27 protein-coding genes, 2 tRNA genes and 1 riboswitch are annotated in these 25,772 nt (G+C 69.6%); of the genes, 18 read left to right on the top strand and 11 right to left on the bottom strand.

What is annotated here, in order from left to right; genetic code table 11:
• Positions 1–38 precede the first annotated feature (38 nt).
• The 5 genes from VGO20_RS07840 (at position 39) to VGO20_RS07860 (ending at position 4,020) form a co-directional block, all read left to right on the top strand.
• Positions 39–671 (top strand): NUDIX domain-containing protein, encoded by a 633-nt coding sequence (locus tag VGO20_RS07840; protein WP_327501757.1) that lies wholly within the window; start codon positions 39–41, stop codon positions 669–671.
• Positions 672–760: 89 nt separating this feature from the next.
• Positions 761–1,765, top strand: a complete 1,005-nt coding sequence (locus tag VGO20_RS07845) for a cysteine synthase A (protein WP_327501758.1) — start codon at positions 761–763, stop codon at positions 1,763–1,765.
• A gap of 19 nt (positions 1,766–1,784) precedes the next feature.
• Positions 1,785–2,492, top strand: a complete 708-nt coding sequence (locus VGO20_RS07850; protein ID WP_327501759.1) for an alanyl-tRNA editing protein — start codon at positions 1,785–1,787, stop codon at positions 2,490–2,492.
• Positions 2,493–2,509: 17 nt separating this feature from the next.
• Entirely contained in the window at positions 2,510–3,400 is an 891-nt protein-coding gene (sseA, locus tag VGO20_RS07855) for a 3-mercaptopyruvate sulfurtransferase (RefSeq protein ID WP_327501760.1), read from the top strand.
• On the top strand, positions 3,397–4,020 hold the full coding sequence (locus VGO20_RS07860) for a GNAT family N-acetyltransferase (RefSeq protein WP_327501761.1): 624 nt from the start codon (positions 3,397–3,399) through the stop codon (positions 4,018–4,020). The genes sseA and VGO20_RS07860 overlap by 4 nt, the downstream gene beginning before the upstream one ends.
• A 36-nt stretch (positions 4,021–4,056) precedes the next feature.
• Here VGO20_RS07860 and VGO20_RS07865 read toward each other — a convergent pair whose 3' ends face one another.
• The 4 genes from VGO20_RS07865 to VGO20_RS07880 all read right to left on the bottom strand — a co-directional run bounded on the left by VGO20_RS07865 (position 4,057) and on the right by VGO20_RS07880 (position 8,304).
• A complete protein-coding gene (locus tag VGO20_RS07865; protein WP_327501855.1) occupies positions 4,057–4,776 on the bottom strand; it encodes an amino acid ABC transporter ATP-binding protein in 720 nt (239 codons plus the stop codon).
• A 91-nt stretch (positions 4,777–4,867) separates the two neighbouring features.
• Complete coding sequence (locus VGO20_RS07870) at positions 4,868–5,971, bottom strand: amino acid ABC transporter permease (RefSeq protein WP_327501762.1); 1,104 nt, start codon at positions 5,969–5,971, stop codon at positions 4,868–4,870.
• Between the two features lies 1 nt (position 5,972).
• The gene (locus VGO20_RS07875) at positions 5,973–7,169 is read right to left on the bottom strand and encodes an amino acid ABC transporter permease (protein ID WP_414639783.1); all 1,197 of its coding nucleotides are present in this window, start codon (positions 7,167–7,169) and stop codon (positions 5,973–5,975) included.
• 115 nt (positions 7,170–7,284) lie between these two features.
• Positions 7,285–8,304 (bottom strand): amino acid ABC transporter substrate-binding protein, encoded by a 1,020-nt coding sequence (locus tag VGO20_RS07880; protein ID WP_327501763.1) that lies wholly within the window; start codon positions 8,302–8,304, stop codon positions 7,285–7,287.
• Positions 8,305–8,595: 291 nt separating this feature from the next.
• On the opposite strand from VGO20_RS07880, the gene metC reads away from it, so the two are divergent.
• The 4 genes from metC to VGO20_RS07900 all read left to right on the top strand — a co-directional run bounded on the left by metC (position 8,596) and on the right by VGO20_RS07900 (position 11,644).
• Positions 8,596–9,783, top strand: coding sequence for a cystathionine beta-lyase (metC, locus tag VGO20_RS07885; protein ID WP_327501764.1), 1,188 nt, complete (start codon positions 8,596–8,598; stop codon positions 9,781–9,783).
• A complete protein-coding gene (gene hisI / locus VGO20_RS07890; protein ID WP_327501765.1) occupies positions 9,780–10,178 on the top strand; it encodes a phosphoribosyl-AMP cyclohydrolase in 399 nt (132 codons plus the stop codon). The genes metC and hisI overlap by 4 nt, the downstream gene beginning before the upstream one ends.
• Before the next feature lie 82 nt (positions 10,179–10,260).
• Positions 10,261–10,497: a hypothetical protein gene (locus VGO20_RS07895; protein ID WP_327501766.1), complete on the top strand. Its 237-nt coding sequence runs from the start codon at positions 10,261–10,263 to the stop codon at positions 10,495–10,497.
• Positions 10,498–11,110: 613 nt separating this feature from the next.
• A complete protein-coding gene (locus VGO20_RS07900) occupies positions 11,111–11,644 on the top strand; it encodes a hypothetical protein (protein ID WP_327501767.1) in 534 nt (177 codons plus the stop codon).
• Between the two features lie 22 nt (positions 11,645–11,666).
• On the opposite strand, the gene VGO20_RS07905 is transcribed toward VGO20_RS07900, so the two are convergent.
• The gene (locus tag VGO20_RS07905) at positions 11,667–12,977 is read right to left on the bottom strand and encodes a S41 family peptidase (protein ID WP_327501768.1); all 1,311 of its coding nucleotides are present in this window, start codon (positions 12,975–12,977) and stop codon (positions 11,667–11,669) included.
• 269 nt (positions 12,978–13,246) lie between these two features.
• On the opposite strand from VGO20_RS07905, the gene VGO20_RS07910 reads away from it, so the two are divergent.
• The 3 genes from VGO20_RS07910 to VGO20_RS07920 are packed head-to-tail and all read left to right on the top strand — an operon-like array spanning position 13,247 to position 18,933.
• Complete coding sequence (locus VGO20_RS07910) at positions 13,247–14,698, top strand: Wadjet anti-phage system protein JetA family protein (protein WP_327501769.1); 1,452 nt, start codon at positions 13,247–13,249, stop codon at positions 14,696–14,698.
• 3 nt (positions 14,699–14,701) lie between these two features.
• Positions 14,702–15,421, top strand: a complete 720-nt coding sequence (locus tag VGO20_RS07915; RefSeq protein WP_327501770.1) for a DUF4194 domain-containing protein — start codon at positions 14,702–14,704, stop codon at positions 15,419–15,421.
• A gap of 2 nt (positions 15,422–15,423) precedes the next feature.
• Entirely contained in the window at positions 15,424–18,933 is a 3,510-nt protein-coding gene (locus tag VGO20_RS07920; protein ID WP_327501771.1) for an SbcC/MukB-like Walker B domain-containing protein, read from the top strand.
• Positions 18,934–18,946: 13 nt separating this feature from the next.
• Here VGO20_RS07920 and VGO20_RS07925 read toward each other — a convergent pair.
• The 3 genes from VGO20_RS07925 to VGO20_RS07935 all read right to left on the bottom strand — a co-directional run bounded on the left by VGO20_RS07925 (position 18,947) and on the right by VGO20_RS07935 (position 19,446).
• Positions 18,947–19,023, bottom strand: a tRNA-Arg gene (locus VGO20_RS07925).
• 21 nt (positions 19,024–19,044) lie between these two features.
• The gene (locus tag VGO20_RS07930) at positions 19,045–19,338 is read right to left on the bottom strand and encodes an ETC complex I subunit (protein WP_327501772.1); all 294 of its coding nucleotides are present in this window, start codon (positions 19,336–19,338) and stop codon (positions 19,045–19,047) included.
• Positions 19,339–19,369: 31 nt separating this feature from the next.
• A tRNA-Pro gene (locus tag VGO20_RS07935) sits at positions 19,370–19,446 on the bottom strand.
• Between the two features lie 198 nt (positions 19,447–19,644).
• On the opposite strand from VGO20_RS07935, the gene VGO20_RS07940 reads away from it, so the two are divergent.
• Entirely contained in the window at positions 19,645–19,773 is a 129-nt protein-coding gene (locus VGO20_RS07940; protein ID WP_327501773.1) for a hypothetical protein, read from the top strand.
• 93 nt (positions 19,774–19,866) lie between these two features.
• On the opposite strand, the gene VGO20_RS07945 is transcribed toward VGO20_RS07940, so the two are convergent.
• Positions 19,867–20,055 carry a hypothetical protein gene (locus VGO20_RS07945; protein ID WP_327501774.1) on the bottom strand — a complete coding sequence of 63 codons (189 nt, stop codon included), beginning with the start codon at positions 20,053–20,055 and terminating at the stop codon, positions 19,867–19,869.
• 185 nt (positions 20,056–20,240) lie between these two features.
• Between VGO20_RS07945 and VGO20_RS07950 the strand changes: the two genes are divergently transcribed.
• Together VGO20_RS07950 and VGO20_RS07955 are read left to right on the top strand one after the other, a co-directional pair.
• Positions 20,241–20,537 (top strand): tyrosine-type recombinase/integrase, encoded by a 297-nt coding sequence (locus VGO20_RS07950; RefSeq protein WP_327501775.1) that lies wholly within the window; start codon positions 20,241–20,243, stop codon positions 20,535–20,537.
• Between the two features lie 258 nt (positions 20,538–20,795).
• Positions 20,796–21,464: a class I SAM-dependent methyltransferase gene (locus VGO20_RS07955; RefSeq protein ID WP_327501776.1), complete on the top strand. Its 669-nt coding sequence runs from the start codon at positions 20,796–20,798 to the stop codon at positions 21,462–21,464.
• On the opposite strand, the gene VGO20_RS07960 is transcribed toward VGO20_RS07955, so the two are convergent.
• Positions 21,461–21,928, bottom strand: coding sequence for a DUF192 domain-containing protein (locus VGO20_RS07960; RefSeq protein WP_327501777.1), 468 nt, complete (start codon positions 21,926–21,928; stop codon positions 21,461–21,463). The genes VGO20_RS07955 and VGO20_RS07960 overlap by 4 nt on opposite strands.
• A 42-nt stretch (positions 21,929–21,970) precedes the next feature.
• A complete protein-coding gene (locus VGO20_RS07965) occupies positions 21,971–23,092 on the bottom strand; it encodes an acetoin utilization protein AcuC (protein ID WP_327501778.1) in 1,122 nt (373 codons plus the stop codon).
• Positions 23,093–23,185: 93 nt separating this feature from the next.
• Positions 23,186–23,293, top strand: a riboswitch (TPP riboswitch).
• Between VGO20_RS07965 and VGO20_RS07970 the strand changes: the two genes are divergently transcribed.
• From VGO20_RS07970 to VGO20_RS07980, 3 genes are all read left to right on the top strand, one after another.
• Positions 23,286–24,047 (top strand): ABC transporter ATP-binding protein, encoded by a 762-nt coding sequence (locus VGO20_RS07970; RefSeq protein WP_327501779.1) that lies wholly within the window; start codon positions 23,286–23,288, stop codon positions 24,045–24,047. Its footprint overlaps the riboswitch before it by 8 nt.
• Entirely contained in the window at positions 24,044–24,805 is a 762-nt protein-coding gene (locus VGO20_RS07975; protein WP_327501780.1) for an ABC transporter permease, read from the top strand. The genes VGO20_RS07970 and VGO20_RS07975 overlap by 4 nt, the downstream gene beginning before the upstream one ends.
• Positions 24,806–24,815: 10 nt before the next feature.
• Positions 24,816–25,769, top strand: a complete 954-nt coding sequence (locus VGO20_RS07980; protein WP_327501857.1) for an ABC transporter substrate-binding protein — start codon at positions 24,816–24,818, stop codon at positions 25,767–25,769.
• The last annotated feature ends 3 nt before the right edge of the window (positions 25,770–25,772 follow it).

Here is a 25,772-nt window from a genome sequence, read left to right on the forward strand (position 1 = left end):
TAAACCGTGATTCCGCGATGCGCGCCACGGGGAAAGCCATGCCGGACCGGAACGTCGACATCCTGCAGAAGAAGACGCTGTTCCAGGGCTACTTCCGCATCGACTCCTACCGGGTGCGGCACCGGAAGTTCGACGGCGGCTGGAGCGAGGCGATCGAGCGCGAGGTGTTCGAGCGCGGGCATGCCGCAGCCGTCCTGCCTTACGACCCGGACCGCGACGCCGTGGTCCTGATCGAGCAGTTCCGCGTCGGGGCGCTGGCGGCGGGCCGCCACCCGTGGATGCTGGAGGTGGTCGCCGGCATGGTCGAAGAAGGAGAGACGCCCGAAGCCGTGGCCCGGCGCGAGGCGGTCGAGGAGGCGGGCTGCCGGATCGGCGAGCTGGTCGGGATCGCCGATTTCCTGGCCAGCGCCGGCGCCAGTTCCGAGACGATCAGGCTCTATTGCGGGCGCATCGATTCCACCGGGGCGGGCGGCGTGTTCGGGCTGGCCGAGGAGAACGAGGACATCCGGGTCCGCGCGATGCCCGCAGACGAGGCGATCGCCCTGCTGGACGGCGGAACGCTGGTGAATGCACCGGTGATCATCGCGCTTCACTGGCTCGCGCGCCGCCGCGAGGAACTCCGGCGGCTCTGGGCCGGACTGCCTTCGCCCCAATCGCCCCAATCGCCTTGATCGCCTGCGGATCGCGGGGCTAGTCTCCGCACGCCCGACCCTTTGTCCGATCCCCTGGCGGGCCCCATCCTCTGGTGGAGTAAGCGACCGTGGACGTCCGTGACGGGTTCATCGACAGCATCGGAAACACGCCGCTGATCCGGCTCAAGGGTCCGTCGGAGATGACGGGCTGCGAGATACTGGGCAAGGCGGAGTTCCTGAACCCCGGCGGTTCGGTGAAGGACCGCGCCGCGATCGCGATCGTGCGCGATGCCGAGCAGCGCGGCGCGCTGCGCCCGGGCGGAGTGATCGTCGAAGGCACCGCCGGCAATACGGGCATCGGCCTCGTGCTCGTGGGCAACGCGCTGGGCTACCGGACCGTGATCGTGATGCCGGAGACGCAGAGCCGCGAGAAGAAGGACATGCTCAGGCTCTGCGGCGCCGATCTCCGGCTCGTGCCCGCCGCGCCCTACAGCAATCCCGGAAACTACGTCCACGTCTCCGAACGCCTCGCCGCGGAGCTGAACGGGCAGGAACCCAACGGCGCGGTCTGGGCCAACCAGTTCGACAATACCGCCAACCGCCTCGGGCATTACCGGACGACCGGCCCGGAGATCTGGGCGCAGACCGGCGGCAGGATCGACGCCTTCACCTGTGCGGTCGGCACCGGCGGCACCCTTGCCGGCGTCGGCATGGCGCTGAAGGAGAAGAACCCCGGCATCCGCATCGTCCTCGCCGACCCGATGGGCTCCGCCCTCTACAACCACTATGCCCATGGGGAGCTGAAGTCGGAGGGCAGCTCGATCACGGAGGGGATCGGCCAGGGCCGCATCACCCGCAACCTCGAGGGGGCGCCGATCGACGGCCAGGTCCGCATCACCGACGAGGAGGCGCTGCCCCTGCTCTTCCGCCTCCTGAAGGAGGAGGGATTGTGCCTGGGCGGCTCCAGCGGCATCAACGTGATGGCGGCGATCCGGGTCGCGCGCGAGCTCGGGCCCGGGCACACGGTGGTCACGGTCCTGTGCGACTACGGCACCCGCTACCACTCCAAGCTCTTCAACCCCGAGTTCCTGCGCGCCAAAGCGCTTCCCGTCCCCGCCTGGCTGGACGAATAGGAGAGGACCCGCACCGCCCATGACCCTGGTATTCCGCGAAGACCCCTATGCGAGGAGCTGCGCCGCGTCCGTCACCGCGGTCGACGAGCGCGGCATCCGTCTCGACGCGACGGTGTTCTATCCCACCGGCGGCGGCCAGCCCGGCGATACCGGCGTGCTGCGCTGGCCGGGCGGCGAGACGCGCATCCGCGACACGGTCAAGGGGGACGGGCCGGACGAGGTGATCCACGTCCCCGAGCAGGGCGACCCGCTGCCCGCGACGGGCACGCGCGTCGAGGCGGAGATCGACTGGGAGCGGCGGCACGCGCTGATGCGCATGCACACCTGCCTCCACCTCCTGTGCGCCGCGGTTCCGGGCCAGGTGACCGGCGGCCAGGTCGGGGCGGACCGCAGCCGGCTCGACTTCAACGTGCCGTCCGGCAGCCTGGACGGCGACGCGATCGAAGCCGCCCTCAACGCGCTGGTCGCCGCCGACCATCCCGTGCGCTCGCGCTGGATCACGGACGCGGAACTGGACACGCGTCCGGAACTGGTGCGCACGATGTCGGTCAAGCCGCCTACCGGCGCCGGCCGCGTCCGCCTGCTCGAGATCGGGGACGTCGACCTCCAGCCCTGCGGCGGCACCCATGTCCGCTCGACCGGCGAGATCGGCGCGGTCAAGGTCGCCAAGATCGAGAACAAGGGCAAGCAGAACCGGCGCGTCGTCGTCGTCCTGGAAAGCCGATGACCAAGGGAGGCACGGATATGGCTTCATCGACCTCGTCCCAGTCCCAGTCCCAGTCCCCGGCCGCAATCGTCGGCACGCAGTGGCTGGCCGAGCATCTCAACGATCCCGCGGTGCGGGTCGTCGACGGGACCTACTGTCTGCCGATGCTGAAGCGCGACGCGCGCGCTGAATACGATGCGCGCCACATACCCGGCGCCGTGTTCTTCGACATCGACGCGGTCTCCGACCGGTCCAGCGCCCTGCCCCACATGCTGCCCGACGCGCAGGCCTTCGCCGCCGCGGCGTCCGCCGTCGGCCTCGGGGACGGCGTCCGCGTCGTCGTCTACGACAGCCATGGCCTGATGAGCGCGGCGCGCGTCTGGTGGATGTTCCGGGTCTTCGGCCACGACGACGTCGCGGTCCTCGACGGCGGGTTGCCGAAATGGCTGGCCGAGGGCCGCCCCGTCGACGGCGTGCCGGTCGTGCCGCAGCCGCGCCCGTTCACCGCACGCCCGAACCCGGCACTGGTCCGCGACGCCGCGGCACTCCAGGCCAACCTGTCCTCGGGCCGCGACCAGGTGCTCGACGCACGCGCCGCCGGGCGCTTCACCGGCGACGAGGAGGAGGTGTGGCCGGGCCGCCGGCGCGGGCACATCCCCGGTGCGTCGAACCTGCCGTTCACCGAGCTGCTCGACCCGGAAACGAAGGTGCTGCTGCCCCCCGACCGGCTCGCGGCGCGGTTCGCGCAGGCCGGCATCGCCCCCGGACGCCCGCTCGTCGCCTCGTGCGGCAGCGGCATCACGGCCTGCGTCCTCGCGCTGGGCATGCACCTGCTCGGCCGGCCCGAGGTGGCGGTCTATGACGGTTCATGGGCCGAATGGGGCCAGCGGGACGATCTGCCGGTGGAGACCGGGCCCGCACGCCGATGAAGGAGAAGGAGAAGCCGAAGCTCAAGCTCGTGCGGGACGCCCCTCCCGGCAAGCTGCGCGTCGTCGTGACCTATCTGGAGCTGACCGGCGGCACGGTCGGAGCGCAGGTCGCCCGCCGGACCCCGGCCGAGAAGATCGCGCTCCTGCGCGCGGAACGCCCTCCCCTGTCCTACTATCGCTATCTCTACGCGGCGGTCGGGGAACCGTGGCTCTGGTACGAGCGCCGCCGGCTGTCCGATCCCGAGCTGGCCGCCGTGATCCACGATCCGGCGGTCGAGATCTACGTCCTGTACAAGTCCGGCGTCCCCGCCGGCTTCGCGGAGATCGACCGCCGGTCGGGGCGTACGGTCGAACTGCAGTATCTCGGCCTCGTGCCGGACTTCATCGGAAGCGGGCTCGGGTCGCGGCTGCTCGGCTGGGCGCTCGACGCGGCGTTTGCCGGCGGTGCCCAGCGGATCACCGTCAACACCTGCTCCTTCGACCACCCGAAGGCGCTGGCGACCTATCAGCGCGCCGGCTTCGTGCCCGTCGGGCAGGAGGTCAAGATCATCGACGATCCCCGCAAGACGGGACTGCTGCCGCCCGGTGCTGCGCCGCACGTGCCGATCGTGGAGGAATGACCCGTCCCTCCCCGGGAGGGAGAGACGGGTTGCCGTTCAGTGGCTCAGGATCTGGCTGAGGAACAGCTTCGTGCGCTCCGAGCGGGGGTTCGAGAAGAACTCCTCCGGCTCGTTCTGCTCGACGACCTCGCCCTGGTCCATGAAGATGACGCGGTCGGCGACGCTCTTCGCGAAGCCCATCTCGTGCGTCACCACGAGCATGGTCATGCCGGTCTCGGCCAGCGACACCATGGTGTCGAGGACTTCCTTGACCATCTCCGGATCGAGCGCCGAGGTCGGCTCGTCGAAGAGCATCACCTTCGGGTTCATGCACAGCGCCCGTGCGATGGCGACGCGCTGCTGCTGGCCGCCCGAGAGCTGGCCCGGATACTTCTTCGCCTGCTCGGGGATACGGACGCGTTCGAGATAATGCATCGCGGTCGCCTCGGCCTCGGCCTTCGGGACCTTCTTGACCCAGATCGGGGCGAGCGTGCAGTTCTCGAGCACCGTCAGGTGCGGGAACAGGTTGAAGTGCTGGAACACCATGCCGACTTCGCGCCGGACGACCTCGATGTTCTTGAGGTTTCCGGTCAGCTCGGTGCCGTCGACGATGATCTTGCCCTTCTGGTGTTCCTCCAGCCGGTTGATGCAGCGGATCAGCGTCGACTTGCCCGAACCGGACGGACCGCAGACCACGATGCGCTCGCCGCGGTGGACCGTCAGGTTGATGTCGCGCAGCACGTGGAACTCGCCGAACCACTTGTGCACGCCGATCATCTCGATGGCGACCTCGTCGCCGAGCTGGCGCGGGCCGGGGGTCGTGCCGTCGCCGGATGTCTGGATGGCGGTCATTGATTCTCTCCTCCGCTCAATGCCGACGCGACCGGTTGAGACTGGTTTCGAGCCATTGGCTGTAGCGGGACATGAAGAAACAGAAAGCGAAGTAGATCAGGCCGATGAAGATGTAGGCCTCGCGGTAGAAGCCGCGCCACGCCGGATCGGTCAGCGCCGCCTTCGCCGTGCTCATCAGGTCGAACAGGCCGATGATGATCACCAGCGACGTGTCCTTGAAGAAGCTGATGAAGGTGTTGACCATCGGCGGGATCACGATCGACAGCGCCTGCGGCAGGATGATCTTGCTCGTCTTCTGCCAGTAGCTGAGGCCCAGGCCGTCGGCCGCCTCGTACTGCCCCTTCGGGATCGCCTGCAGGCCGCCGCGCACGACCTCCGCCTGGTAGGCGGCGGCGAACAGGATGAAGCCGATCTGTGCGCGCAGGAGCTTGTCGATGGTGACCCCCGTCGGCAGGAAGAGGGGGAACATCACCGACGCCATGAACAGGATGCTGATCAGCGGCACGCCCCGGATCAGCTCGATGAAGCCGACGCACATGGCCCGGATGAAGGGCAGGTCCGACCTGCGGCCGAGGGCGAGCAGCACCGCGAAGGGGAACGCCACCGCGAGTCCGACCACCGACAGGACGAGCGTCAGCGGCAGGCCGCCCCACAGGGTGTTGGGCACGAAGCTGAGGCCGAGGAAGCCGCCGTAGAGGATGCCGAACACCAGGCCCATCCCGACGACCCACACCAGGCCGAGCCACGGAGACCAGAAGTTGCGGTTGCTGCTCACGAACAGCAGCCCGATGATCAGCAGGATCGCTATCGTCGGGCGCCAGTGCTGGTCGGAGGGAAACGTCCCGAAGACGATGAAGCGCCACTTCTCGTCGATGAACGACCAGCAGGCTCCGCCGGCCGCCCGGCAGGCTTCCTGCGACCCCTCGCCCCACTGCGCGGAGAGCACCAGCCAGTCCGCCATGGGAGGCACGATCTGGAGCAGCACCCAGAGAATGACGATGGTGAGCAGCGCGTTGTACCAGGTGCTGAACAGGTTCGCGCGCAGCCAGCCGAGCGGCCCGGCCGACAGGACGGGCGGACGCTCGACGGATCGTGAGCCGACCCCGGTGTCTTGAGCCATGTCAGCGCTCCACCAAGGCTATGTGCTTGTTGTACCAGTTCATGAACAGCGAGATCGCGAGGCTGATCGTCAGGTACACCGCCATGATCAGGGCGACGCCCTCGATCGCCTGGCCCGTCTGGTTCATCGTCGTGTTGGCGATCGAGACGACGTCCGGGTAGCCGATCGCGACGGCCAGCGAACTGTTCTTCGTCAGGTTCAGATACTGGCTCGTCATCGGCGGCACGATCACCCGCAGGGACTGCGGCAGGACCACGAGGCGGAGCACCTGGCTGCGCTGCAGCCCGAGCGCCAGCCCGGCCTCCGACTGGCCGTAGTTCACGGCGAGGATGCCGCTGCGGACGATCTCGGCGATGAACGACGCGGTGTAGACCACCAGGCCGATCAGGATCGCGGCGAATTCCGGCGAGAGCGAGATGCCGCCGACGAAGTTGAAGCCCCGGAGCTCCGGCACCTCCATCACCGTCGGCGCGCCGGCCAGCATCCAGGCCAGCACCGGCAGCCCGAGGATCAGCAGCAGGTTGAAGCGCAGGGTCGGGAACTGCCAACCCGTCGCCGCCTGCCTGCGGTCCGCCCACACCTTCACCGCGACCGCGAGAGCGATGCCGACGAAGAAGGCGCCGATCGCCCACAGCCAGGCGGGGTCGGCGACGGGGGCCGGAAGCAGGAAGCCCCGGTTGCTGAGGAAGACGCCCTCGACCGGCGACAGCGCCTGGCGCGGATGCGGCAGGCTCTCGGTGACGACGCCGTACCAGAGGAAAAGCTGGAGGAGCAGCGGGATGTTGCGGACCGTCTCGACGTAGACGGTGGCGAGACGCGCGACCAGCCAGTTGCTCGAAAGCCTGGATATGCCGACGATCGTGCCCAGGATCGTCGCGAGCACGATGCCGAGCAGCGACGCCTTGAGGGTATTGAGGAGACCGACCACGAAGGCGCGGCCGTAGTTGCTGGCCGGAGAGTAGTCGATCAGGCTTTCGCTGATCGCGAAGGAAGCCTCTCTGTCCATGAACCCGAACCCGGTCGCGATGTTCTGACGCGCCAGGTTGTTCAGGGTATTCGAAACCAGGTACCAGCCGATCGCGACGATGGCGCCGACGACCAGGATCTGGTACGCCAGCGCGCGGAACTTCGGATCGTTGAGCAAAGAGGCGCGCGGCCCCTGCGCCTCGGTCCCGGCCTTTCTGGTGTCAATGGCCAACGCTCACTCCTTCACGCGGAGTCACGGGACGGGCGACCGAACGAAGACTCGACCGAACCCCCGCCCGCCGACGATGGCGGGCGGGGGCCGGTCGAACCCGTACAGCAGACGCCGATCAGCGGATCGGGGCGGCGTACTGAAGGCCGCCGTTGGTCCAAAGCGCGTTCTGGCCACGCTCCAGCTTCAGCGGGGTTTCCATGCCGACGTTGTTGGCGAACACTTCGCCGTAGTTGCCGACCTGCTTGATGACGTTGTAGGCCCACTTGTTGTCCAGGCCGAGCTGCGCGCCCATGTCGCCCGACACGCCGAGCAGGCGCTGGATCGTCGGGTCGGTGCTCTTCAGCATCTCATCGACGTTCTCGGACGTGACGCCCTTCTCCTCGGCCTCGACCATCGCGTGGTGGACCCACTTGATGATGTCGTACCACTGGTCGTCGCCGTGCCGCACCGCGGGAGCCAGCGGCTCCTTCGAGACGACGTCGGGCAGGATGATGTGATCGTCCGGATTGGGGGCCAGGGTGGCGCGCACGCCGGCGAGGCCCGAGATGTCCGTCGTCAGCACGTCGCAGCGGCCCGAGAAATACGCCGCGTTGACTTCGTCGAACGCCTCGATCACGACGGGCTGGAAGTTCATGCCGCGGGCACGGAAGTAGTCCGCGAGGTTCAGCTCGGTCGTGGTGCCGGGCTGGACGCACACGGTGGCGCCGTCGAGCTCGCTGCCCTTCGTCACGCCGAGCGCCGTCGGGACCATGAAGCCCTGGCCGTCGTAGTAGTTCGGCGGGGCGAAGTTGAGGCCCAGCGCCGTGTCGCGCTGGAGGCTGTGGGTCGTGTTGCGCGCCAGGACGTCGACTTCGCCGGACTGGAGCGCGGTGAAGCGCTGCTGGGCCGACAGCGGCGTGTAGCTGACCTTGTTCGCGTCGCCGAACAGGGCGGCCGCATAGGCCTGGCAATAATCCACGTCCAGGCCGGTCCAGTTGCCCTGGCTGTCGGGGTTGGAGAAGCCGGGCAGGCCCGTGTTGACGCCGCACTGCAAGGAGCCGCGGCTCTTGATCGCGTCCAACGTCGGTCCGGCATGGGCAACGGAAGTCATTCCGAGCGTCAGTGCGGCACCCGCAACGAGCAATTTCGCGTTCATATCACCTTCCCTGTTTCCTGATGTCCGTATTTGCTTCGGACTTTCCGCCCAGTCTCGGACGGTTTCCGATGCCGGACGCTGCGTAGGTCAACCAAACTGTTGCGCGTGTCGTAGCCGGCACGCAAGCGCATCATGCCGTCCGGCGCAGGTATCCGCGACCATTTTTTTGTCCAATAACGATCAAATGCCCGCCATCGCCTGCCCGCCGCCGCCCGCCAAGCCCGATTCCGGTGTTGGTCCGCGGTGCGGCGAGTGCCAGAATACACGCCCCCACGACCGATGCGGCCTCCTATGAAACGAGACGACCTGGAAGATCTCACCGTCCTTTGCCACGCCGGCCTCGACCCCGCGTCCAATCACGGCGTAGTCAATCCGCCCGTCTATCATGCCTCGACGATTCTGTTCCCGACCGTCGCCGAACTGGAGGCGGGCGGCCAGGCGGACCTGTTCGAGCACACGCGGTACGGGCGAATCGGAACGCCGACCTCGCGCGCCTTCGAGAAGGCGGTCGCCGCCCTCGAGGGCGGCAGCCACGCGGTGTCCATGCCCTCGGGACTGAACGCGATCGCGACGACGCTTCTCGCCTTCCTGCGCCAGGGCGACCACATCCTCGTGACCGACAGCGTCTACGGGCCGACGCGCGCCGCGTGCACCGACCTCCTCGCCCGCTTCGGCGTCGAGACGCAGTTCTACGACCCGACGATCGGCGGTGCGATCCGGGACCTGATGCGGCCCGAGACGAAGCTCGTCTTCGTGGAGTCGCCGGGCTCCCTCACCTTCGAAGTCCAGGACGTCCCCGCGATCGCCGAGGTCGCGAGGAAAGCCGGGGCGAAGGTGGTCATGGACAATACCTGGGCGACGCCGCTCTACTTCAAGCCGTTCCGGCACGGCGTCGACGTCTCGATCCATTCCGCGACCAAGTACATCGTCGGCCATTCCGACGCCATGCTCGGGATCGTGGTCTGCGGGGACCGGGAGGACGCCGATCTGGTGAAGAAGGCGGCCGTCGTGACCGGCACGGCCGCGGGGCCCGACGACGTCTATCTCGGACAGCGCGGGCTGCGCAGCATGGGCGTCCGGCTGCAGCGGCACTGGGAGAACGGCGTGACGCTCGCGCAGTGGCTGCAGGGCCGCCCCGAGGTCGCGCGCGTGCTGCATCCCGCCCTGCACGACGATCCCGGCCATGCGCTGTGGAAGCGCGACTTCCTCGGGGCGAGCGGTCTGTTCGCGGTCGAGCTGAAGCCCTGCACCAAAGCCGCGGTCGCGGCGATGCTGGACGGCCTGGAGCTGTTCGGCATGGGGTACAGCTGGGGCGGCTTCGAGAGCCTGGCGCTTCCGGCCGATCCCAGGCGCATCCGGACCGCGAGCCGCTGGACCGCCGACGGCCCGCTGATCCGGTTCCACGCCGGGCTGGAGGATGCCCGGGACCTGATCCGCGACCTGGAGGCGGGCTTCCGGCGGCTCGCCGACGCGGCATGACGGCGCACCCGATCCTCGACCTCGTCCGCTTCGACGCCGACGGCCTGGTCCCCGCCATCGCCCAGCAGCACGATACCGGCGAGGTGCTGATGATGGCCTGGATGAACCGGGAGGCGGTCGAGGAGACGCTCGCGACCGGCCGCGTCTGCTACTGGTCCCGCTCCCGCCGCGCGCTCTGGCGCAAGGGGGAGAGCTCCGGCCAGGTGCAGAAGCTGAAGGAGCTGCGGGTGGACTGCGACGGCGACACGCTGCTGGTCCTGGTCGACCAGCACGGCGTCGCCTGCCACACCGGGCGGCGCAGCTGCTTCTTCCGCGCCGCCCGCGGCGGCGCGGTGGTCACCCTGCTGGACGTCGAGACGCCGCCCGAAACGCTCTACGGCGGTCCCCGGCACTAAGCCGGGAACCATCCCGGGCCTTGGGCGCGACTCGTCGGCCCAAGGCTTGTTGAGCCTTGCCGGGGCAGCATCGGAGGCCGGCATGCAGAGGACCGACGATCACTGGGCCATGGTGAACCTGCTGACGAGCCGCTACGGCGAGGGTGCCCGTACGGAAGCCTCCCAGCGTGCGCGGGCGGCGCGCGCGGCCGGCGACGACGAGGCCGCCGAGATCTGGACCGGCGTCCTGCACGCTCTCGACCGGCCGGCCGGCCGACACGCCCGACGCCTGATCCCGCATCCGGGACTATGGACCCGGGACGCCGGCGGGCGTCCATGACTGTCGGCAGACCGTCTGCCCTGCCCCCCTCCCAACCGGAATAATCCCCAGAATCTGGGGATAAGTTTGTGCACAAGCATGGGGCTTGCGTGGACCCGTCAGCGGGCTCACATACCTGCCCATTTTTTAGGCAGAACCTTCCGAAGCCCGCCCGCACCCGCGGAAACCCAAGCACAACGGCGAGCTAATCAGAAATCGTGCATTCTTTCGGATGCTCGAATCCGACACCGTCCCAAGACCACGGACACGTCCCTCATGCACCTGTGAAAAAAGTTCCAGAATAGATGTTCACCCAAATGTCACTTTACTGAGTAGTAGGACTTTCAGATTTCGAGAATGCCACTTTCAGAGTGACCTATTCGAACGTCATATGACTATTCTCATAAATATCTTCCGACCAATGAAAATTACTTACCACCAGTGTCTTCCGGGCTGGACTCATTGGTGCACACTAAGCCCGCCCCGCTTGAAAAGGGTTGGTTGGTGCGCCAACCTGCGGTGAGTCACGCAATGGCAGAGCGGCCCAATTACTCTTATGGCGTCCGTGGCCCGCACCTCGATCCGGCGTCAAGCGGCACGCCCCCTCCGTCCGAAGGGGCTTCGCGTCCGGACCATGGCGGAGTGCTGGGCCAAGGACCGCCGCCTGCCCTTGCCCGACGGTCCCGGACTGGACGCGTTGATCCTGGAGGTGGCGAGGGAGAAGGAGGCGGCGGAGCGCGCCCTGCGACCCTGCGGCGACGATGCCGTCCTGGCGTTTCTCGGCACCTTCGCCCGCCGCCATGCGCTGGCGATGCCGGAGCCGCCGGCCCTGCGCCTGGACCTGGAAGTGATGGGCCACTGGCCGCTCGACCTTTTCGAGCGGGCCGCGCGCGGCATCTGGGAGGACTTCACGGAGCGGCGGCTGCCGACGGCGGGCGAGCTGAAACGCTACGTCGCGCGCGAGCTGCGCGAGCGCATGGCCGAACGCAACCGCCTCCACGACTTCGAGCTGTCGCTGCGTACCCGCAGGAAATGGCAGGCCGGGTCCGCCGGGCTGGCGGCCGAGCCACGGCCGGAGCCGCGCACGGAGCCCGACCGCATGCTTTCCCGCCGGGCCCCCCGCCGGTTCCGTCCGGAGAACCCGGCCCAGCTTGCGCTGTTCGCCTGAACGGTAGTTCAGTTACGGCGGCTCAGCGCATGCCGGAGGAGCCGGCCGGGCCGCTCGCGATGCGCCCGGCCCCGGACCTGAGCAGCTCCACCGCCCGGTCGAGCTGCACGTCCTCGTCCTCCCCCGACGCCTGGCCGGGCGCGCCGCGGGAGGAGCGCTCGTCCGCGGAGACCGCCGCCGGCCGTTCGTCGCCGGTGTCGTTGCTCAGCGCGCCCGCGAGATTGGCCTCGCGCAGCCCGTCCGGGCGGCCGTCCCCCGCCTCGACGACGACGTCCGGCGAGATGCCGACGAGCTGGATCGAGCGGCCGGACGGCGTGTAGTAGCGCGCCGTGGTCAGGCGCAGGGCGCCGCGGCCGTTCAGGGGAATGATCTTCTGCACCGATCCCTTGCCGAACGACCGGGTGCCCAGGATCGTGGCGCGCCCGTGGTCCTGCAGCGCGCCCGCGACGATCTCCGACGCCGAGGCGGAACCCCCGTTGATCAGGACGACCAGCGGCGCGCCCTCGATCAGGTCCCCGGGGCCGGCGGCGTAGCGCTCGACATGGGCGGGATCGCGCCCCTTGATGGAGACGATCTCGCCGGCGTCGAGGAACATGTCGGTCACGGCCACCGCCTGTCCCAGCAGCCCGCCGGGATCGTCCCGCAGGTCGAGGACGTAGCCCGCGGGGTTGCGCCCGGCCTGCCGGCGCAGGTCGGCGACGGCGTGGACCAGGGCGGCGGCGGCGCGTTCGTTGAACACCGACAGCCGGATGTAGCCGACGTCCTCGACGAGGCGCCACTCGACCGGGTCGACCTCGATGATCTCGCGCGTCAGGTTCACGTTGAGCGGATCCGGCTCGCTCTCGCGCGCGATGCCCAGGGTGACGCTCGTTCCCACGGGTCCGCGCAGCCGGGAGACGGTGTCGGTCAGCGCCATGCCGGCCGTCGAGACGCCGTCGATGGTGACGATGCGGTCGCCCGCGCGCAGGCCGGCCCTGGCCGCCGGCGTGTCGTCGATCGGGGCCACGACCTTCAGGAGCTGGTCCTCCTGCGCGACCTCTATGCCGATGCCCCCGAATTCGCCGGTCGCCTCGGTCTCGAAGGCGCGGAAGTCCTCTTCGGACATGTAGCTGGAATGCGGGTCGAGCGACTGGAGCATTCCCTTCAGCGCGCCTTCGACCAGGGCGTTGTCGGCGACCGGCTCGACATACTGCCCCTTGACCGTCCTGACGACGGTCGCCATCACGTCGTCGCGCATGGCGCCGTCCGGCGGCTCGGACGCGCAGGAGGTCAGCAGCACGGCGCCGCCGGCCAGTACGATCAGTGCGCGGGAAAGCAATCTGGACGGGTTCACGGCGGCCTCGACAGCGGATCTAGACCCAGTTTCGGGTCACATTGGGGCACGTCAATGGCGACGACGCCGCCATACCCGCGGCGCATCGACCATTTGACCCGCTTCGCGGCCGGCTTGACAGCCCTCAGAGGGGGTATGCGCCCCGCTCCCCTGCCCGTCCTCCTCCGCATTCCCGTTCCATTGGAGCGCGCGGGATCATATCGTGTTCGCCGGCCGGCCAGGATGGGGTAACTCCCATGTCGGCGGACCACGGGCAACTCGGGTAGGACATGGCGCTGTTCGGACAACTGGACGAGGACGCTTTCCTCGTCTTCAGCCGCAAGAACCGGCGGCTCTACGCGGAAGCCATACTGCGCGTCTACCGGGAGTTCTTCGGGGGCAGCCGGATCCTGGTCCCGACGCGCGACGACGTGGTCGAGAGCCTGCGGGCGCTGCTGCGCCAGCGGCCGGACCTCTGGACCGAGCCCGAGGACCTGCCCGGGGACCACATCGACGATCAGCGGACTTACGGATCGCTGAAGATACCCGACGACGAGGTCGGGCGCATGGCCGTGCACGTCTATGCGCGCCTGCTGCGCGCGTCCTGGATCGAGGAGGAACCGCACGGCTTCAACGCCGTGGTCGAGATGCCGCCCGCGGTGCTGGCGCTCGCCGACCAGTTCGACGCGATCGAGCGGGGCCTGCCGCAGATGTTCGGCGGCGTCATCATCGACATCCGGACGTCGCTCCAGGCGCTTCTGGCGGATGCCGGCGCGAACGCGCTGGGCCTCGCGGAGGCGGCCGCCAACGCGATCCGGTTCACCCGCCGTCTGCGCGCGATCCTGTCCTCGCTGCGCGGGGTCCGGCGCGAGATCGTGGGCGGCGGGGACATCAGGCGGCGGATCGACGCCTTCTTCGACGAGTTCATCGAGCGCATCCTGGTCAAGGACTACAAGGCCGTCTTCACCTACGCCAACCATCCCCTGCGCTTTCGCGGCGAGGTGGTCCTGATGGCGGGCGAGATCGCCCGCGATCCGGCGAGGGTGCGCGACATCGCCGAGGCCTATGTCGCGAACGGCGTCTGCGCCGATGCCGCGACGGCCGAGCGCGACGTCCACGAACAGCTGCGCACGATCGAGGAGGTGTTCGAGAACCTGTCCGGCTTCGTCGCCCGGATCGAGTCGTTCCGCATGCAGCTCGAGCGGCGCCTGCGCAACACCGTGCGCTACATGGAGAGTTCCGACGACAGTCTTGTCGACCGCACGGCCGCGCTGATCCGCCGGATCGAGGCCGCCCGGCACCGTTTCGAAGCACTCGGCCGCGAGGAGCCGCACTGGCCGAGCGCCCTCGCCGCCCGGCCGCGCATCCTGTCCGGCGACGGCCTCGCGCAGCCCAAGGCGGCGCGCCAGCCGGTCGCGCGGCGTGCCGTGCGCCGGCGCGAGGACGACGCGGTCGAGGCCTTCCGCGACCGCCTGTCGGAGTGGTACGAGGCGCGGCTGGAGCCGGACGACCGGGCGGTCGCCGACTTCCTCGACCGCAGCGTGCCGCCCGCAGGTACGCAAGGCCGGCACATGGAGATCGCCGACCTGGACGGATTCGCGGCATTCGAGCGCGTGCTCGACATCGCCGGCGACGGCGGCGGCACGCTCGACGGCCGCTACGAGATCGCGCCCGCCGAAGGCCGGCACGCCAGCGACTGGATCGATGCGCCGAACTTCGTGGTCCGGCCCAAGGGGAAATAGACGATGGCGACGATTCACAAGGGCCTGACCGAACTGGAAGCCCAGGTCGAGGCGAGCCGCGGCGCGGACGCCGCCGCCGCCGCGGTGCGCGACGTCCGCCGGGCGGCGAGCGCGCTGCTGAACCGGCAGTTCATCTACGGCGGCGACCGCGGCGCGGCGCATCTGTATGAGGCCACGATCAAGCGCCGGGCGATGATCGAGGAGGCACTGGACCTCTTCGGCTACGAGCTGGTCCACGAGGGCCGGGACGGCTGGGTCGGCATCGTCCCCGACCCCGACGTCCCCTCGGCGGCCGCCATGCTGCGGACGGACGAGACGATCGTCGTGCTGCTGCTCGGCCTGGTCTGGCAGGAAGGCATGAACCAGGGCGCTTCGGAGGACCGCGCCGTGATCCGGACGAACTCGCGCGAGCTGTTCGACCGCCACGCCGCGATCCTGGGCCGCGAGCGGATCGGCCGCACCCGCTTCGCGGAGGTTCTGAACGAGTTGCGCCGGCGGTCGGTCGTGGCACTCGGCGAGGAGGACCCGGAGACCCGCGATGTCGAGATCGAGATCCGCTCGAACATCCGCCCGCTCGCGGGCGAGGCGCCGGTCGAGATCCTGGAACGCTTCGCCGACCGCACGGAGGCCGAGCTCGACGCCCTCGAGCGCGAAGCCCGGCACGCCGCCGAGGAAGACCCCGACGCCGAACCCGCGGAAGATGCCGACATCGAGGATCGCTGAGCATGTACGAGCTGCGGAACGTCGCGCTGATCCACTGGTTCCTGGCCGAGCGGCAGGACATCCGGGTCGAAGGCACCATCGGCATGTACGGCGAGAACCGCGCCGGCAAGTCGACCGTCCTCGACGCGATCCAGACCGTGATGCTGTCCAACGACAAGACCGCCCTGCAACTCAACAAGGCGGCGAACCAGGAGAAGAAGCGCCGGAACAAGCGCTCGGTCCACAGCTACTGCCTCGGCCGCACGGGCGGGGCCGGCGAAGCGCCGCTGCGCGAGTCCTGCCACACCCATCTCGCCCTCGCATTGCGCGACGACGTCGGCGGGCACTGGATCTCCACCGGCCTCCTGCTCGAGGCGCGGGCATCGGAAAGCCGGGAGGAGACGCTGGGACGCTGGATCGCGACCGGCATCGAGGTCACGACCGACGACCTCGTGATCGGCAGCGGCGGCGAGGACGTGGCCCGCACCTGGCGCGAGCTCCAGGACTGGATCGAGCGGCGCTGCGCCGCCGAGGGCGGGGCGTTCAAGGTGTACCTCAACCCCCGCGACCACATCGCCGACCTGCTCCACCTGACGTCCCAGCGCGGGCGCCACGGCGGCGTCGACCAGTACCGCAAGGCCTTCGCCAACGCCGTCAGCTTCGAAACCATAGAGGACGAGACCCAGTTCGTGCGCTCCTACGTGCTGGAGAAGGACGACATCAGCATCGCGGCGCTGAGGGAATCGATCCGGACCTATCGCGAGGTGGCGCAGACCATCGAGGGCCTGGAGGCGCAGCGCGACGCCCTGGCCGGCATCCTGGACGCGGCGCGCCGATACGGTGGGCTGGCGGCCGAGCGGGACGCGCTGGCCTGGGTCGCGGCGCGCGCGCAAGCGCTCAACGCGACCCGGGAGTACCGCAAGCTCGCCCGCGAGCTGGCGAAGGCCGAGGGCGAGAAGCGGAACCGGGAGAAGCTTCTGGAGAACTACGCCCGCGAGGTCCGCGAGCACACCGATCGGCGCGAGGTCATCCGCGGCCTCGTTCGGGAGAGCGACCGCAGCAAGGCGCTGCTGCAGATCGAACTCGACCTGCAGAAGGCGCGCGCGCGCCACGCCGAGACGCTGGCCCCCTACCGGGACTGGCACGCCGCGGTCCGGCGCGCGACCTCGGCCCTGGAGCTGCGCCAGGACGCCGGCCACGGGACGAGGACGCTGCCGGCACCGCCGCTGGAGCGGCTGCGGGCCGAGCACGCCACGCTGGTCGACCGGCTGGAGACGATCCGGACCCTCGGCGGCGCCGACGGCCTGCCGGAATGGCCGCGCGACCCGGAAGCGATGCAGGCCGCCCTCGACGGCCTGCCGCCGCTGGCACCTGCCATGCGGATGCTGGAGCAGCTCTCCGACGCGGCCGTCCAGCGCGTGGGCGAGCTGCAGCGCGAGCGCGAGGATCTCGCCGGCCAGCTCGCGGCGATCGAGGCGCACGGCGCCGTGATCTCGGACGCGACGCGCCGCCTGCTCGCGGAGCTGGAGGCCCGGGGAATGCGCCCGAAGCTGCTGTGCTCCAGCGTGCGCGTGCGCGACGAGGAATGGCGCGACGCGGCCGAAGTCATCCTGGCGCGCGACCGGGAGGCGATCGTGCTGCCCCCGGCCGAGGCCCGCGAGGCGATCACCGTCCTGCGCGAGCTGCGCCGGAGCCAGCGGGGCCAGTTCTGGGGCTGCCGCATCGCCAACACCGCCCGGATCGAGCGCCAGCAGGTGCCGAAAGGGTCGCTGGCCGAGGTGCTGGAAGCGACCGACCCGCTGGTGCGGGCGTTCGTGGCCGCGCGCATCGGCAACGTCCGGCGCGTCGAGACGGAGACGGAGCTGCTGGCCGGCGGGCGGGCGGTGATGCCGGACGGCACCTATTGCGACGGCCTGGTCTCCGAGCTGCGGCGCGTCGACACCTACAAGATCGGCAAGGACGCGGCCGGCCGCGCCACCGGCCCGATCAAGGCGCGGCTGGTGGAGATCGAGGAGGAGATGGCCGAGGCCGCGGAGGCGAAGGCCCGGCACCGGGCGGCCGCCGAACGCCTGACACCGCTGTCGGCCGCGCTCGAGGGCGGGAAGCGCCTCGTGGAGGTCATCGGCGAGCACCAGGCCGCCGACGAGCGGGTCGAGCGGCTGGAACGCCAGCTCGGCAGCGTGAAGGACAGCATCGACCCCAGGTTCCGGGAGGAGCTGGACTGGATCGAGCGGACCCTGGGCCAGCTCGACGGGGAGATCGCCGCGACCGGCAAGGAGCGCGACGGCGCGATGGAGAAGGCCTCCCGGCTGCGCGGCAAGGTCGAGGGCGGGCACGAGGCGACCGGATCGCGGATGCGCCGCGACCACATGCTGCGCCAGTTCGCGAAAGTCTCGCCGAGCATGCCCAAGCGCGATGCACTGGAGACCTGGCGCGACCGCCTGCGGGCGGGCAACGGCGTCCTGCCCATGGTCGCGCTGCGCGCCGGCGAGCGGGTCGACGCCCTGCGCGACGAGATCCCGTCGGCGCGCTCCGACGTGTTCGAGCGCTGCTTCGAGTTCCGGCGCGCCTCCGGCCGCAATCTCGGCTTCGACCGCGAGGCCGACGTGGAGGGCACGGTGGTCCCCTGGGCGGAAACCCTCAAGCGGGACATCGAGGAGAGCAAGCTGATCGGCTACAAGCAGGTGGCGATCGAAGCGGCGGAGGAGTCGCGCTCCCTGCTGAAGGGCAACTTCATCAACACGCTGCGCGACCGGTTCGGCCGGGTGCGCGGCGCGATCGAGACGCTGAACGCGACCCTCTCGCCCTACGACTTCCACAAGGAGAAGTACCGTTTCGAGGTCCAGCAGGACCCGGAATACGCGCCGCTGATCCGGCTGGTCGACGATGCCGCGCAGGACGACACGATCCTGCTGCCGCTGTTCGGCGGCACGCGGGCCGGCGCCTCGCCCTACCGGGAAAGCCTGGAGCTGATCGACCGCATCCTGATGGAGGAGGACGCGGAGTTCGCGCGCTTCGAGGACTACCGCAACTATTTCCGCTTCACGCTGCTGATGAAGGACGTCCAGACCGGGAAGGAGACGACTTTCGCCCACCGGCTCGGCGTCGGCTCGGGCGCGGAGAAGCAGGTCCCGTTCTACGTGTCGATCGGGGCCGCGCTCTCGGCCGCCTATCACGGCTCGAAGTTCGACGCCGAGGCCGAGGGCGGAACGGGCCTGTGCCTTTTCGACGAGGCGTTCATGAAGATGGACCACAAGAACCAGCGCGAGGTGCTCCGGTTCTACCGGCGCATCGGCCTGCAACCGGTCGTCGCCGGCCCGAAGGCCAGCAAGGGGTTCATGCAGCGCAACATGGACAGCATCGTGAAGGTGTCCCGCCCCTCGCATTACGACATGCGGATCGGCGTCACCTATCCCGGCCCGGCGCTGCGCGCCGCCCTGGACGCGGGCGACCCGGAGGAATGGCCGCGCGAGACCATCGAGCGGTTGATGCGGCAGATGCAGGAGCGCCCGGTCACCGAGGCGGCCGAGTGAGATGGGGGTGAGATGGCGACCCCAGCAGGGCTCGAACCTGCAACCTAGCGCTTAGAAGGCGCTTGCTCTGTCCAGTTGAGCTATGGGGCCACGCCGCCCGGCGGCGCCGGGTCAGCCAACGCGGTCGGGACGGAAATTATCGGCGTAGTTGCGCGGACGGACCCGGCGTTCGCGCGGCTGCGAGATGGAATGGGACCAGCCGTTGCGCTCCGCGAAGGCGATCGCCTCTTCCTTGGTGTCGAACTGGAGGCGGATCTGGTTGAGCGTGTCGCCCGAGCTGATCCAGCCCATCAGCGGCTCCGGTCGGCGCGGCGTCTCGATCTCGCCTTCGAGGATCCAACGGCCGGCCTTCGCCCGCCCGGACTGCATCGCCGTCTTGCTCGGCTGGTAGATCCGGACTTCCATGGTTCTCTTCTCCACGCCTCACTTGGTCGTCTGGTCGGGGCGCCCGGATTCGAACCGGGGGCCTCCAGTACCCAAAACTGGCGCGCTACCAGACTGCGCTACGCCCCGAACTGTACGAGAGGCCAGGGAATACAACGCTATTGCCGGCCTGGTCAACGTCTATCGGCGGGTCGGGGTATAGGATGGAATGGGACAGATCGGGATCGTTGTGGCACAGATCTGACACACTGATCCACGGCTTCCCCTTTCATCCGTTCCGGCTCCGTTCATGGCTCATGAAAGGGGTTGGACACGGAAATACCAGCGATGATCGAGGCGCTCCGGAAGGAGGGCTTCGTGGTGCAGAGTCGCATCCCGGAGGGGCGGCTGCAGGCGGTCGGAAAGCTGCCGGCCGGGGGTACAGCGACAAGGACATCGGGCGTCGCCTCGATCTGAGCGAGCCGTCGGTGAAGCTCGTCGTCAAGACGCTGCTCCGGCAGGCCGGTGTCCACAACCGGACCCAAGAGGTCCTGGACCGCTTCCCCGAACTCAAAGCGGCGAAGCGGCCGGCGGCGTCTCGGGGCTGGTCGGCGTCGGGCTCGAACTGCTGCTCGAAGGCGGTGGCGAGGTCGGGAACCGCGGCACCGAGTGCGTCGGGCCCAGGACCATCCCCGGCGGCAGCGGACGGCCGCTGATCGCCAGGAGCAGTTCGTAGTTCGAGAGGGTCCGGTCCCGCATAGCCGCCTCGTTGGATCGTCCTGAAGATTGACTTTGCGGTACGGAACCCGTTTCCCGCAAGCATGTCTCTCACCGCCTTGAAGAACCGCTGCATGATCTGGAACCCGCGCGCGACGAGGCCTTTCGCTCCGTACTTTCCGTGTGCCTGCTCGCGGTGCCAGTACTCTCGCTACCGCGGTGAGCCCATGAAGGAGATCAAACGGGCGTTCGCCACCGGCCGGAAGCGGATCGGAATGCCGGAGCTGCGCTTCCACGATCTCCGGCACACGGTGGCGAGCTGGCTCCTGAACGAGGGCTACACGCTCAAGATGGTTCAGACGATCCTGGGCGGTACGCAGATCACCACCACTGCGCGCTACGCGCACCTGGAGAAGGGCGCTACGGCCGAGGCGATGAGCCGCTCGCTCGGCAAGCTCGCCCGGCGGCGCCCGGACGCGGCGGAAAAGGAAGAAGTTCGCCAGAAGGTAAAAGGGATCGCCTGACAAAGTTCCGGCACAAACCGCGCCATGTGGTGCGGCGGACCGGAGCAAAGGTTTTGAATTCGCTAGGGATTTTGAAGTTTAGCAGGGGTGCGGGAGATTATGCCCAAAACCAACACTACCAGACTGCGCTACGCCCCGAACTGTACGAGAGGCCAGGGAATACAACGCTTTCGCCTGCCCGGTCAACGTCTATCGGCAGGTCGGAACAAGGGGTGGAATGGGGTATTAAGGAAGCGACAGACACCAGGAGATCCCCTCATGTCGCGGCGTACCATAACGATGACCGACCGCTTGCACGACTACCTGGTCGCCCAGTCGGTCCGCGAGCATCCCGTGCAGGCCAGGCTGCGCGAGGCGACCGCGGCGCTCGGCGGGCCGGCGGGCATGCAGATCTCGCCCGAGCAGGGCGCCCTTATGCGCCTTCTGGTCGAGCTGACGGGGGCCCGCAGGGTCCTGGAGGTCGGCACCTTCACCGGGTACTCCGCCCTCTCCTGCGCCCTCTCGCTGCCAGAGGACGGCCGGGTCGTCGCCTGCGACCTGAGCGAGGAATGGACCGCGATCGCGCTCGCCCACTGGGCAGAGGCAGGGGTCGCCGACAAGGTGGAGCTGCGCCTCGGCCCGGCGCTCGACACCCTGGACCGGCTGCTGGCGGAAGGGGCGGCGGACAGCTTCGACATGATGTTCATCGATGCCGACAAGCCGAACTACGAGGGCTACTACGAAGCCGGGCTGAAGCTCGTCCGGCCGGGCGGGCTGATCCTGGCCGACAATACCCTGTGGGGCGGCTCCGTCGCCGATCCCGAGGACACCCGCGAGAGCACCCTGGCCCTGCGCGCCTTCAACGCCAGGCTTCGCGACGACGACCGGATCTCGCTGAGCCTGGTCCCGATCGGCGACGGCCTGACCTTCGCGCTTCGCCGGCGCTAATCCGCCGGAAACGCCGGATGGACGACGCGGTCGCCGACCCGGATGCCGAGCCGCGACGCGATGCCGCCGTTCAGCTCCAGCACGGCCCGCACCGGCTCCGGGGCGGCGATCGTCCGCAGCGAGCGGGGTTCCGCGTTCTCGTGGATGCCGGCGATGCGGCCGGTCCGGTCGATGAAGAGCATGTCGAGCGGGATGTAGGTGTTCTTCATCCACATCGTCGCGACCCGGTCCTCCTCGTGGACGAACAGCATCCCGGCGTCGGGCGCCATCTCGGTCCGGTACATCAGCCCCTGCGCCATCTGCTTCGGGGTTTCGGCCATCTCCACGGTGAAGCGGTACTCGCCCCCCGCCGCCGTGCGGATCGTGAGCGGCTCGGTACGGAAGGTCTCGGTGGCCGATGCCGGAACCGCGAACAGCCCCAGCAGCGCCAGGGCGGCCAGCGCCCCCTTGATGCGCGCGATCATGGGAACGTGGCTAACCGAACCGGCCGCCGCTTGTAAAGCCCCTCACGCCGGCGCCGGCCAGCCCCGGCGGACGGCGGCGACCACGGAGCGGATCTCGGGGCGCACTGGGCCGTAGTTGGGCGGGTCCGCCATGGCGGTAAACCAGCGCTCGGGCAGGGGATGGCCGCGCCGCCGCGTCCAGCTGAACCCCCTCAGGATCTCGGCCGCCTCGGGCGTCGGCGCCTGGTCGGGATCGATCCCGTTGACGACGGCCCAGACACCGGCCCAGCAGCGCCCGACCGACCAGGGATTGTAGCCCCCTCCCCCGAGCACCAGGCGCCGCGGCGCCAGCGGCAGCAGGGCGGCCACCGCGTCCCACAGCGCGCGGTTCGACAGGTCGAGCAGGCTCAGCGGGTCGTCGGCCAGCGCGTCGGCGCCGCACTGGATCACGATGGCGCCGGGTTCGAACGCCTCGCCGAGCGGGACCAGCGCATGCTCGACGACATAGGCGAGCTCGCAGTCGTTGAAGCCCGCCGGCACCGGGAGGTTGCGGGCCATGCCCCCGGCCCTGTCCTCCACCAGCCCGGTGCGCGGCCAGCGCCCCGCCTCGTGCACGGACACGGTGAGGACACGGTCGTCGTCGTGGAAGGCGTCCTGGACGCCGTCGCCGTGATGGGCGTCGAGATCGACGTACAGCACCCGCTCCATGCCCAGGTCGAGCAGCCGCAGGATCGCCAGGACCGGATCGTTGAAGTAGCAGAACCCGCTCGCCCGGTCCGGCCGGCCGTGATGGGTGCCACCGGCGGGGCTGTACACCGTCCGCCCCTCCGCCACCAGGGCCGCCCCCAGCAGGGAGGCGCCGGCGGCGGTCGCCGGCCTGCGGAACACTTCCGGGAAGATCGGATTGCCCATGCGGCCGATGGCGTAGCGCTCGCACAGCTCCGCCGGCAGGCGCTGCTCCACCTCGGCACGCCGGACCGCGTCGACGTAGTCGGGCGCATGGAAGCGGCACAGCTCCGCCGGCGTCGCGACCGGGCTGTCGATATAGACCTCCGGCGTCAGCCAGCCCATGGCGCGCGCGAGGTCGATCGCCGCCGATACCCGCGGGATCGCCAGCGGGTGCTTGCTGCCGTAGCTGGACGACCGGTAGATCTCGCTGCCGATGAAAAGGGGGGAGCCGGACATCACGGCACATCAGCTAGTTCTCTCCGGGCTCCGCGTCAACGACCGCCGCCCAAGGTGCTTGCCAGGGGGCGGAAAGGATGCGATATGCGGGGTCGCATCACTGGGGGGAGCCGGCTGTCGGCTGAGAGGTCCCGAAACGGGGACGACCCCTGGAACCTGATCCGGATCATACCGGCGAAGGGATCAGTGACCCATGCTCGACGGCCCGGGGGCCAGGCCCCCTTCCCTTCCGCTTTCCGTGACGCTGTCCGGCGCCAGGCTGACCTATGCCGGCCGGCCGGTCTTCGACGGTCTCGACTTCACGATCGAGGGCGGGCTGACGACCTGCCTGCTCGGCCCCAGCGGCGTCGGCAAGAGCACGCTCCTCCGCCTCGTCGCCGGGCTTGCCGCTCCCGAGCCGCCGACCGCGATCGCGGCCGGTGACGGCCGCCCGCTGGCGGGCCGGGTCGCGTGGATGGCGCAGCAGGACCTGCTGATGCCCTGGCTGCGGGTCGAGGACAACCTCCTGCTCGGCGCCCGCCTGCGCGGCCTGCCCGTGACGCCGGCCCTGCGCGCGCGGGCCGCGGAGCTGCTCACGCTGGTCGGGCTGGCGCACCGGGCATCCGACCTGCCGGCGACGCTGTCGGGCGGGATGCGCCAGCGCGTCGCCCTGGCGCGGACCTTGATGGAGGACCGGCCGGTCGTGCTGATGGACGAGCCGTTCTCGGCCCTCGACGCGCTGACGCGGCTGCGGCTCCAGGACCTCGCCGCCCCGCTGCTCGCCGGGCGCACCGTCCTGCTCGTGACCCATGACCCGCTCGAGGCACTGCGGCTCGGCCACCGCGTCCACGTCATGACCGGCCAGCCGGCGACGATCGGGCCGGCGCTGCTTCCGGCCGGCGCGCCGCCGCGCCGTGCGGACGACCCGGCGCTGCTGGCGCTCCAGGCCGAACTCCTGGGGCGGCTCGCGATATGAGGTTCGTCCGCGCCACCGTCACGCTCGCGGCGATCCTCGTCGCCTGGCACGCCGTCGTCCTCGTCTCGGGGCTGCCCCACTTCATCCTGCCCTCGCCGTTGCGCGTCGGCGCGATGCTGGCCGACCGCGCCTCCCTGATCGCGACGCATGCCGCCTACACCCTGGCCGAGATCCTGCTCGGCCTGGCGCTCGGCACGCTGCTCGGCTGCACGACCGCGCTGACCTTGGCGGCGTTCCGCCCGGCGCGGCGCTGGCTGCTGCCGCTGCTCGTCGTCAGCCAGGCCGTGCCGGTCTTCGCGCTGGCGCCGATCCTGGTGCTCTGGTTCGGCTACGGGATGGCGTCCAAGATCGTGATGGCGACGCTGGTGATCTATTTCCCGGTCACCTCCGCCTTCTACGACGGGCTGCGGCGGACCGACCCGGGCTGGCTGGACCTCGCCCGGACCATGGACGGCCCGCGCTGGCGCGTGCTGTGGCACGTCCGCCTGCCGGCGGCCCTGCCCGCCTTCGCCTCGGGCCTGCGCGTGGCGGCGGCCGTGGCGCCGATCGGCGCGGTGGTCGGCGAATGGGTCGGCTCGTCCGTCGGCCTCGGCTTCCTGATGCTCCACGCCAACGCCCGCATGCAGACGGACCTGATGTTCGCCGCCCTGGCCGTGCTCGCCGCCATGGCGGTCACCCTCTACGTCGCGGTCGACTTCGTCCTGCGGCGCCTGCTGCCCTGGCAGCCCGAAACCCTTCTTACCGACGAGGGAGAATGACACCGTGAGAATGCTGAAGCTCGCCGCCGCCGTCCTCGGCATCGGCCTCCTGGGCGCCGCCCCCGGCCCCGCCCTCGCGCAGGACGGGACCGAGAAGCTGACGGTCCTGCTGGACTGGTTCGTGAACCCCGACCATGCGCCGCTCTACGTCGCCCTGGAGAAGGGCTATTTCCGGGACGCCGGACTGGAGGTCGAGTTCATACAGCCCGCCGATCCGGCCGACCCGCCGAAGCTGGTCGCCGCCGGTCGCGGCGACGTCGCGATCTCCTACCAGCCCGAGCTGCACCTCCAGGCCGACGCCGGGCTGCCGCTGACGCGGATCGGCACCCTGGTGGCGACCCCGCTCAACTCCGTGATCGTGCGCGGCGACGGGCCCATCCGGACGCTGGCCGACCTGAAGGGCCGGAAGGTCGGCTACTCGGTGACAGGGTTCGAGGACGCGCTCCTGACCGCGATGCTGGAGACGGCCGGCCTCGGCCGCGACGACGTCGAGCTGGTCAACGTCAACTTCGCGCTCTCCGCCTCGCTGATGAGCGGCCAGGTCGACGCCGTGATCGGCGGCTACCGGAACTTCGAGCTGAACCAGATGGAGCTGGAAGGCCATCCCGGCCGCGCCTTCTACCCCGAGGAGCACGGCGTCCCGCCCTATGACGAGCTGGTGATCCTCGCCAATTCCGAGCGCCTCGACGATCCGCGCCTGGTGCGCTTCCTGGACGCGGTCGAGCGCGGCGTCCTCTACCTCGTCAACAATCCCGAGGACAGCTGGGAGCTGTTCCGCAAGGGCCGCCCGGACGTCGACAACGAGCTGAACCGCAAGGCTTGGGACGACACCCTGCCCCGCTTCGCGCACAGCCCCTCGGCGCTGGACGAGAAGCGCTACGAGCGCTTCGCGCGCTTCCTGCAGGAACGCGGCCTGATCAAGGAGGTCCCGCCGCTGGAGAGCTACGCGGTCCAGCTCCGCTGAACA

It is taken from the genome of Arenibaculum sp. (genome assembly GCF_035998295.1).
In the GTDB taxonomy this organism is placed as follows: domain Bacteria; phylum Pseudomonadota; class Alphaproteobacteria; order Azospirillales; family Azospirillaceae; genus DASYHS01.

Excerpts from the sequence above, each read along its gene's own strand:
- VGO20_RS07860 (WP_327501761.1), top strand. The coding sequence starts at position 3,397 with ATGAAGGAGAAGGAGAAGCCGAAGCTCAAGCTCGTGCGGGACGCCCCT.
- VGO20_RS07960 (WP_327501777.1), bottom strand. The coding sequence starts at position 21,928 with ATGATCGCGCGCATCAAGGGGGCGCTGGCCGCCCTGGCGCTGCTGGGG.
- VGO20_RS07915 (WP_327501770.1), top strand. The coding sequence starts at position 14,702 with ATGGCGACGATTCACAAGGGCCTGACCGAACTGGAAGCCCAGGTCGAG.
- VGO20_RS07910 (WP_327501769.1), top strand. The coding sequence starts at position 13,247 with ATGGCGCTGTTCGGACAACTGGACGAGGACGCTTTCCTCGTCTTCAGC.
- VGO20_RS07930 (WP_327501772.1), bottom strand. The coding sequence starts at position 19,338 with ATGGAAGTCCGGATCTACCAGCCGAGCAAGACGGCGATGCAGTCCGGG.
- hisI (WP_327501765.1), top strand. The coding sequence starts at position 9,780 with ATGACGGCGCACCCGATCCTCGACCTCGTCCGCTTCGACGCCGACGGC.
- VGO20_RS07945 (WP_327501774.1), bottom strand. The coding sequence starts at position 20,055 with ATGCGGGACCGGACCCTCTCGAACTACGAACTGCTCCTGGCGATCAGC.
- VGO20_RS07980 (WP_327501857.1), top strand. The coding sequence starts at position 24,816 with ATGCTGAAGCTCGCCGCCGCCGTCCTCGGCATCGGCCTCCTGGGCGCC.
- VGO20_RS07850 (WP_327501759.1), top strand. The coding sequence starts at position 1,785 with ATGACCCTGGTATTCCGCGAAGACCCCTATGCGAGGAGCTGCGCCGCG.
- VGO20_RS07870 (WP_327501762.1), bottom strand. The coding sequence starts at position 5,971 with ATGGCTCAAGACACCGGGGTCGGCTCACGATCCGTCGAGCGTCCGCCC.
- VGO20_RS07895 (WP_327501766.1), top strand. The coding sequence starts at position 10,261 with ATGCAGAGGACCGACGATCACTGGGCCATGGTGAACCTGCTGACGAGC.
- VGO20_RS07970 (WP_327501779.1), top strand. The coding sequence starts at position 23,286 with ATGCTCGACGGCCCGGGGGCCAGGCCCCCTTCCCTTCCGCTTTCCGTG.
- VGO20_RS07920 (WP_327501771.1), top strand. The coding sequence starts at position 15,424 with ATGTACGAGCTGCGGAACGTCGCGCTGATCCACTGGTTCCTGGCCGAG.
- VGO20_RS07955 (WP_327501776.1), top strand. The coding sequence starts at position 20,796 with ATGTCGCGGCGTACCATAACGATGACCGACCGCTTGCACGACTACCTG.
- VGO20_RS07965 (WP_327501778.1), bottom strand. The coding sequence starts at position 23,092 with ATGTCCGGCTCCCCCCTTTTCATCGGCAGCGAGATCTACCGGTCGTCC.
- VGO20_RS07950 (WP_327501775.1), top strand. The coding sequence starts at position 20,241 with ATGAAGGAGATCAAACGGGCGTTCGCCACCGGCCGGAAGCGGATCGGA.
- sseA (WP_327501760.1), top strand. The coding sequence starts at position 2,510 with ATGGCTTCATCGACCTCGTCCCAGTCCCAGTCCCAGTCCCCGGCCGCA.
- metC (WP_327501764.1), top strand. The coding sequence starts at position 8,596 with ATGAAACGAGACGACCTGGAAGATCTCACCGTCCTTTGCCACGCCGGC.
- VGO20_RS07900 (WP_327501767.1), top strand. The coding sequence starts at position 11,111 with ATGGCGGAGTGCTGGGCCAAGGACCGCCGCCTGCCCTTGCCCGACGGT.
- VGO20_RS07865 (WP_327501855.1), bottom strand. The coding sequence starts at position 4,776 with ATGATCGGCGTGCACAAGTGGTTCGGCGAGTTCCACGTGCTGCGCGAC.
- VGO20_RS07940 (WP_327501773.1), top strand. The coding sequence starts at position 19,645 with ATGATCGAGGCGCTCCGGAAGGAGGGCTTCGTGGTGCAGAGTCGCATC.
- VGO20_RS07880 (WP_327501763.1), bottom strand. The coding sequence starts at position 8,304 with ATGAACGCGAAATTGCTCGTTGCGGGTGCCGCACTGACGCTCGGAATG.
- VGO20_RS07975 (WP_327501780.1), top strand. The coding sequence starts at position 24,044 with ATGAGGTTCGTCCGCGCCACCGTCACGCTCGCGGCGATCCTCGTCGCC.
- VGO20_RS07840 (WP_327501757.1), top strand. The coding sequence starts at position 39 with ATGCCGGACCGGAACGTCGACATCCTGCAGAAGAAGACGCTGTTCCAG.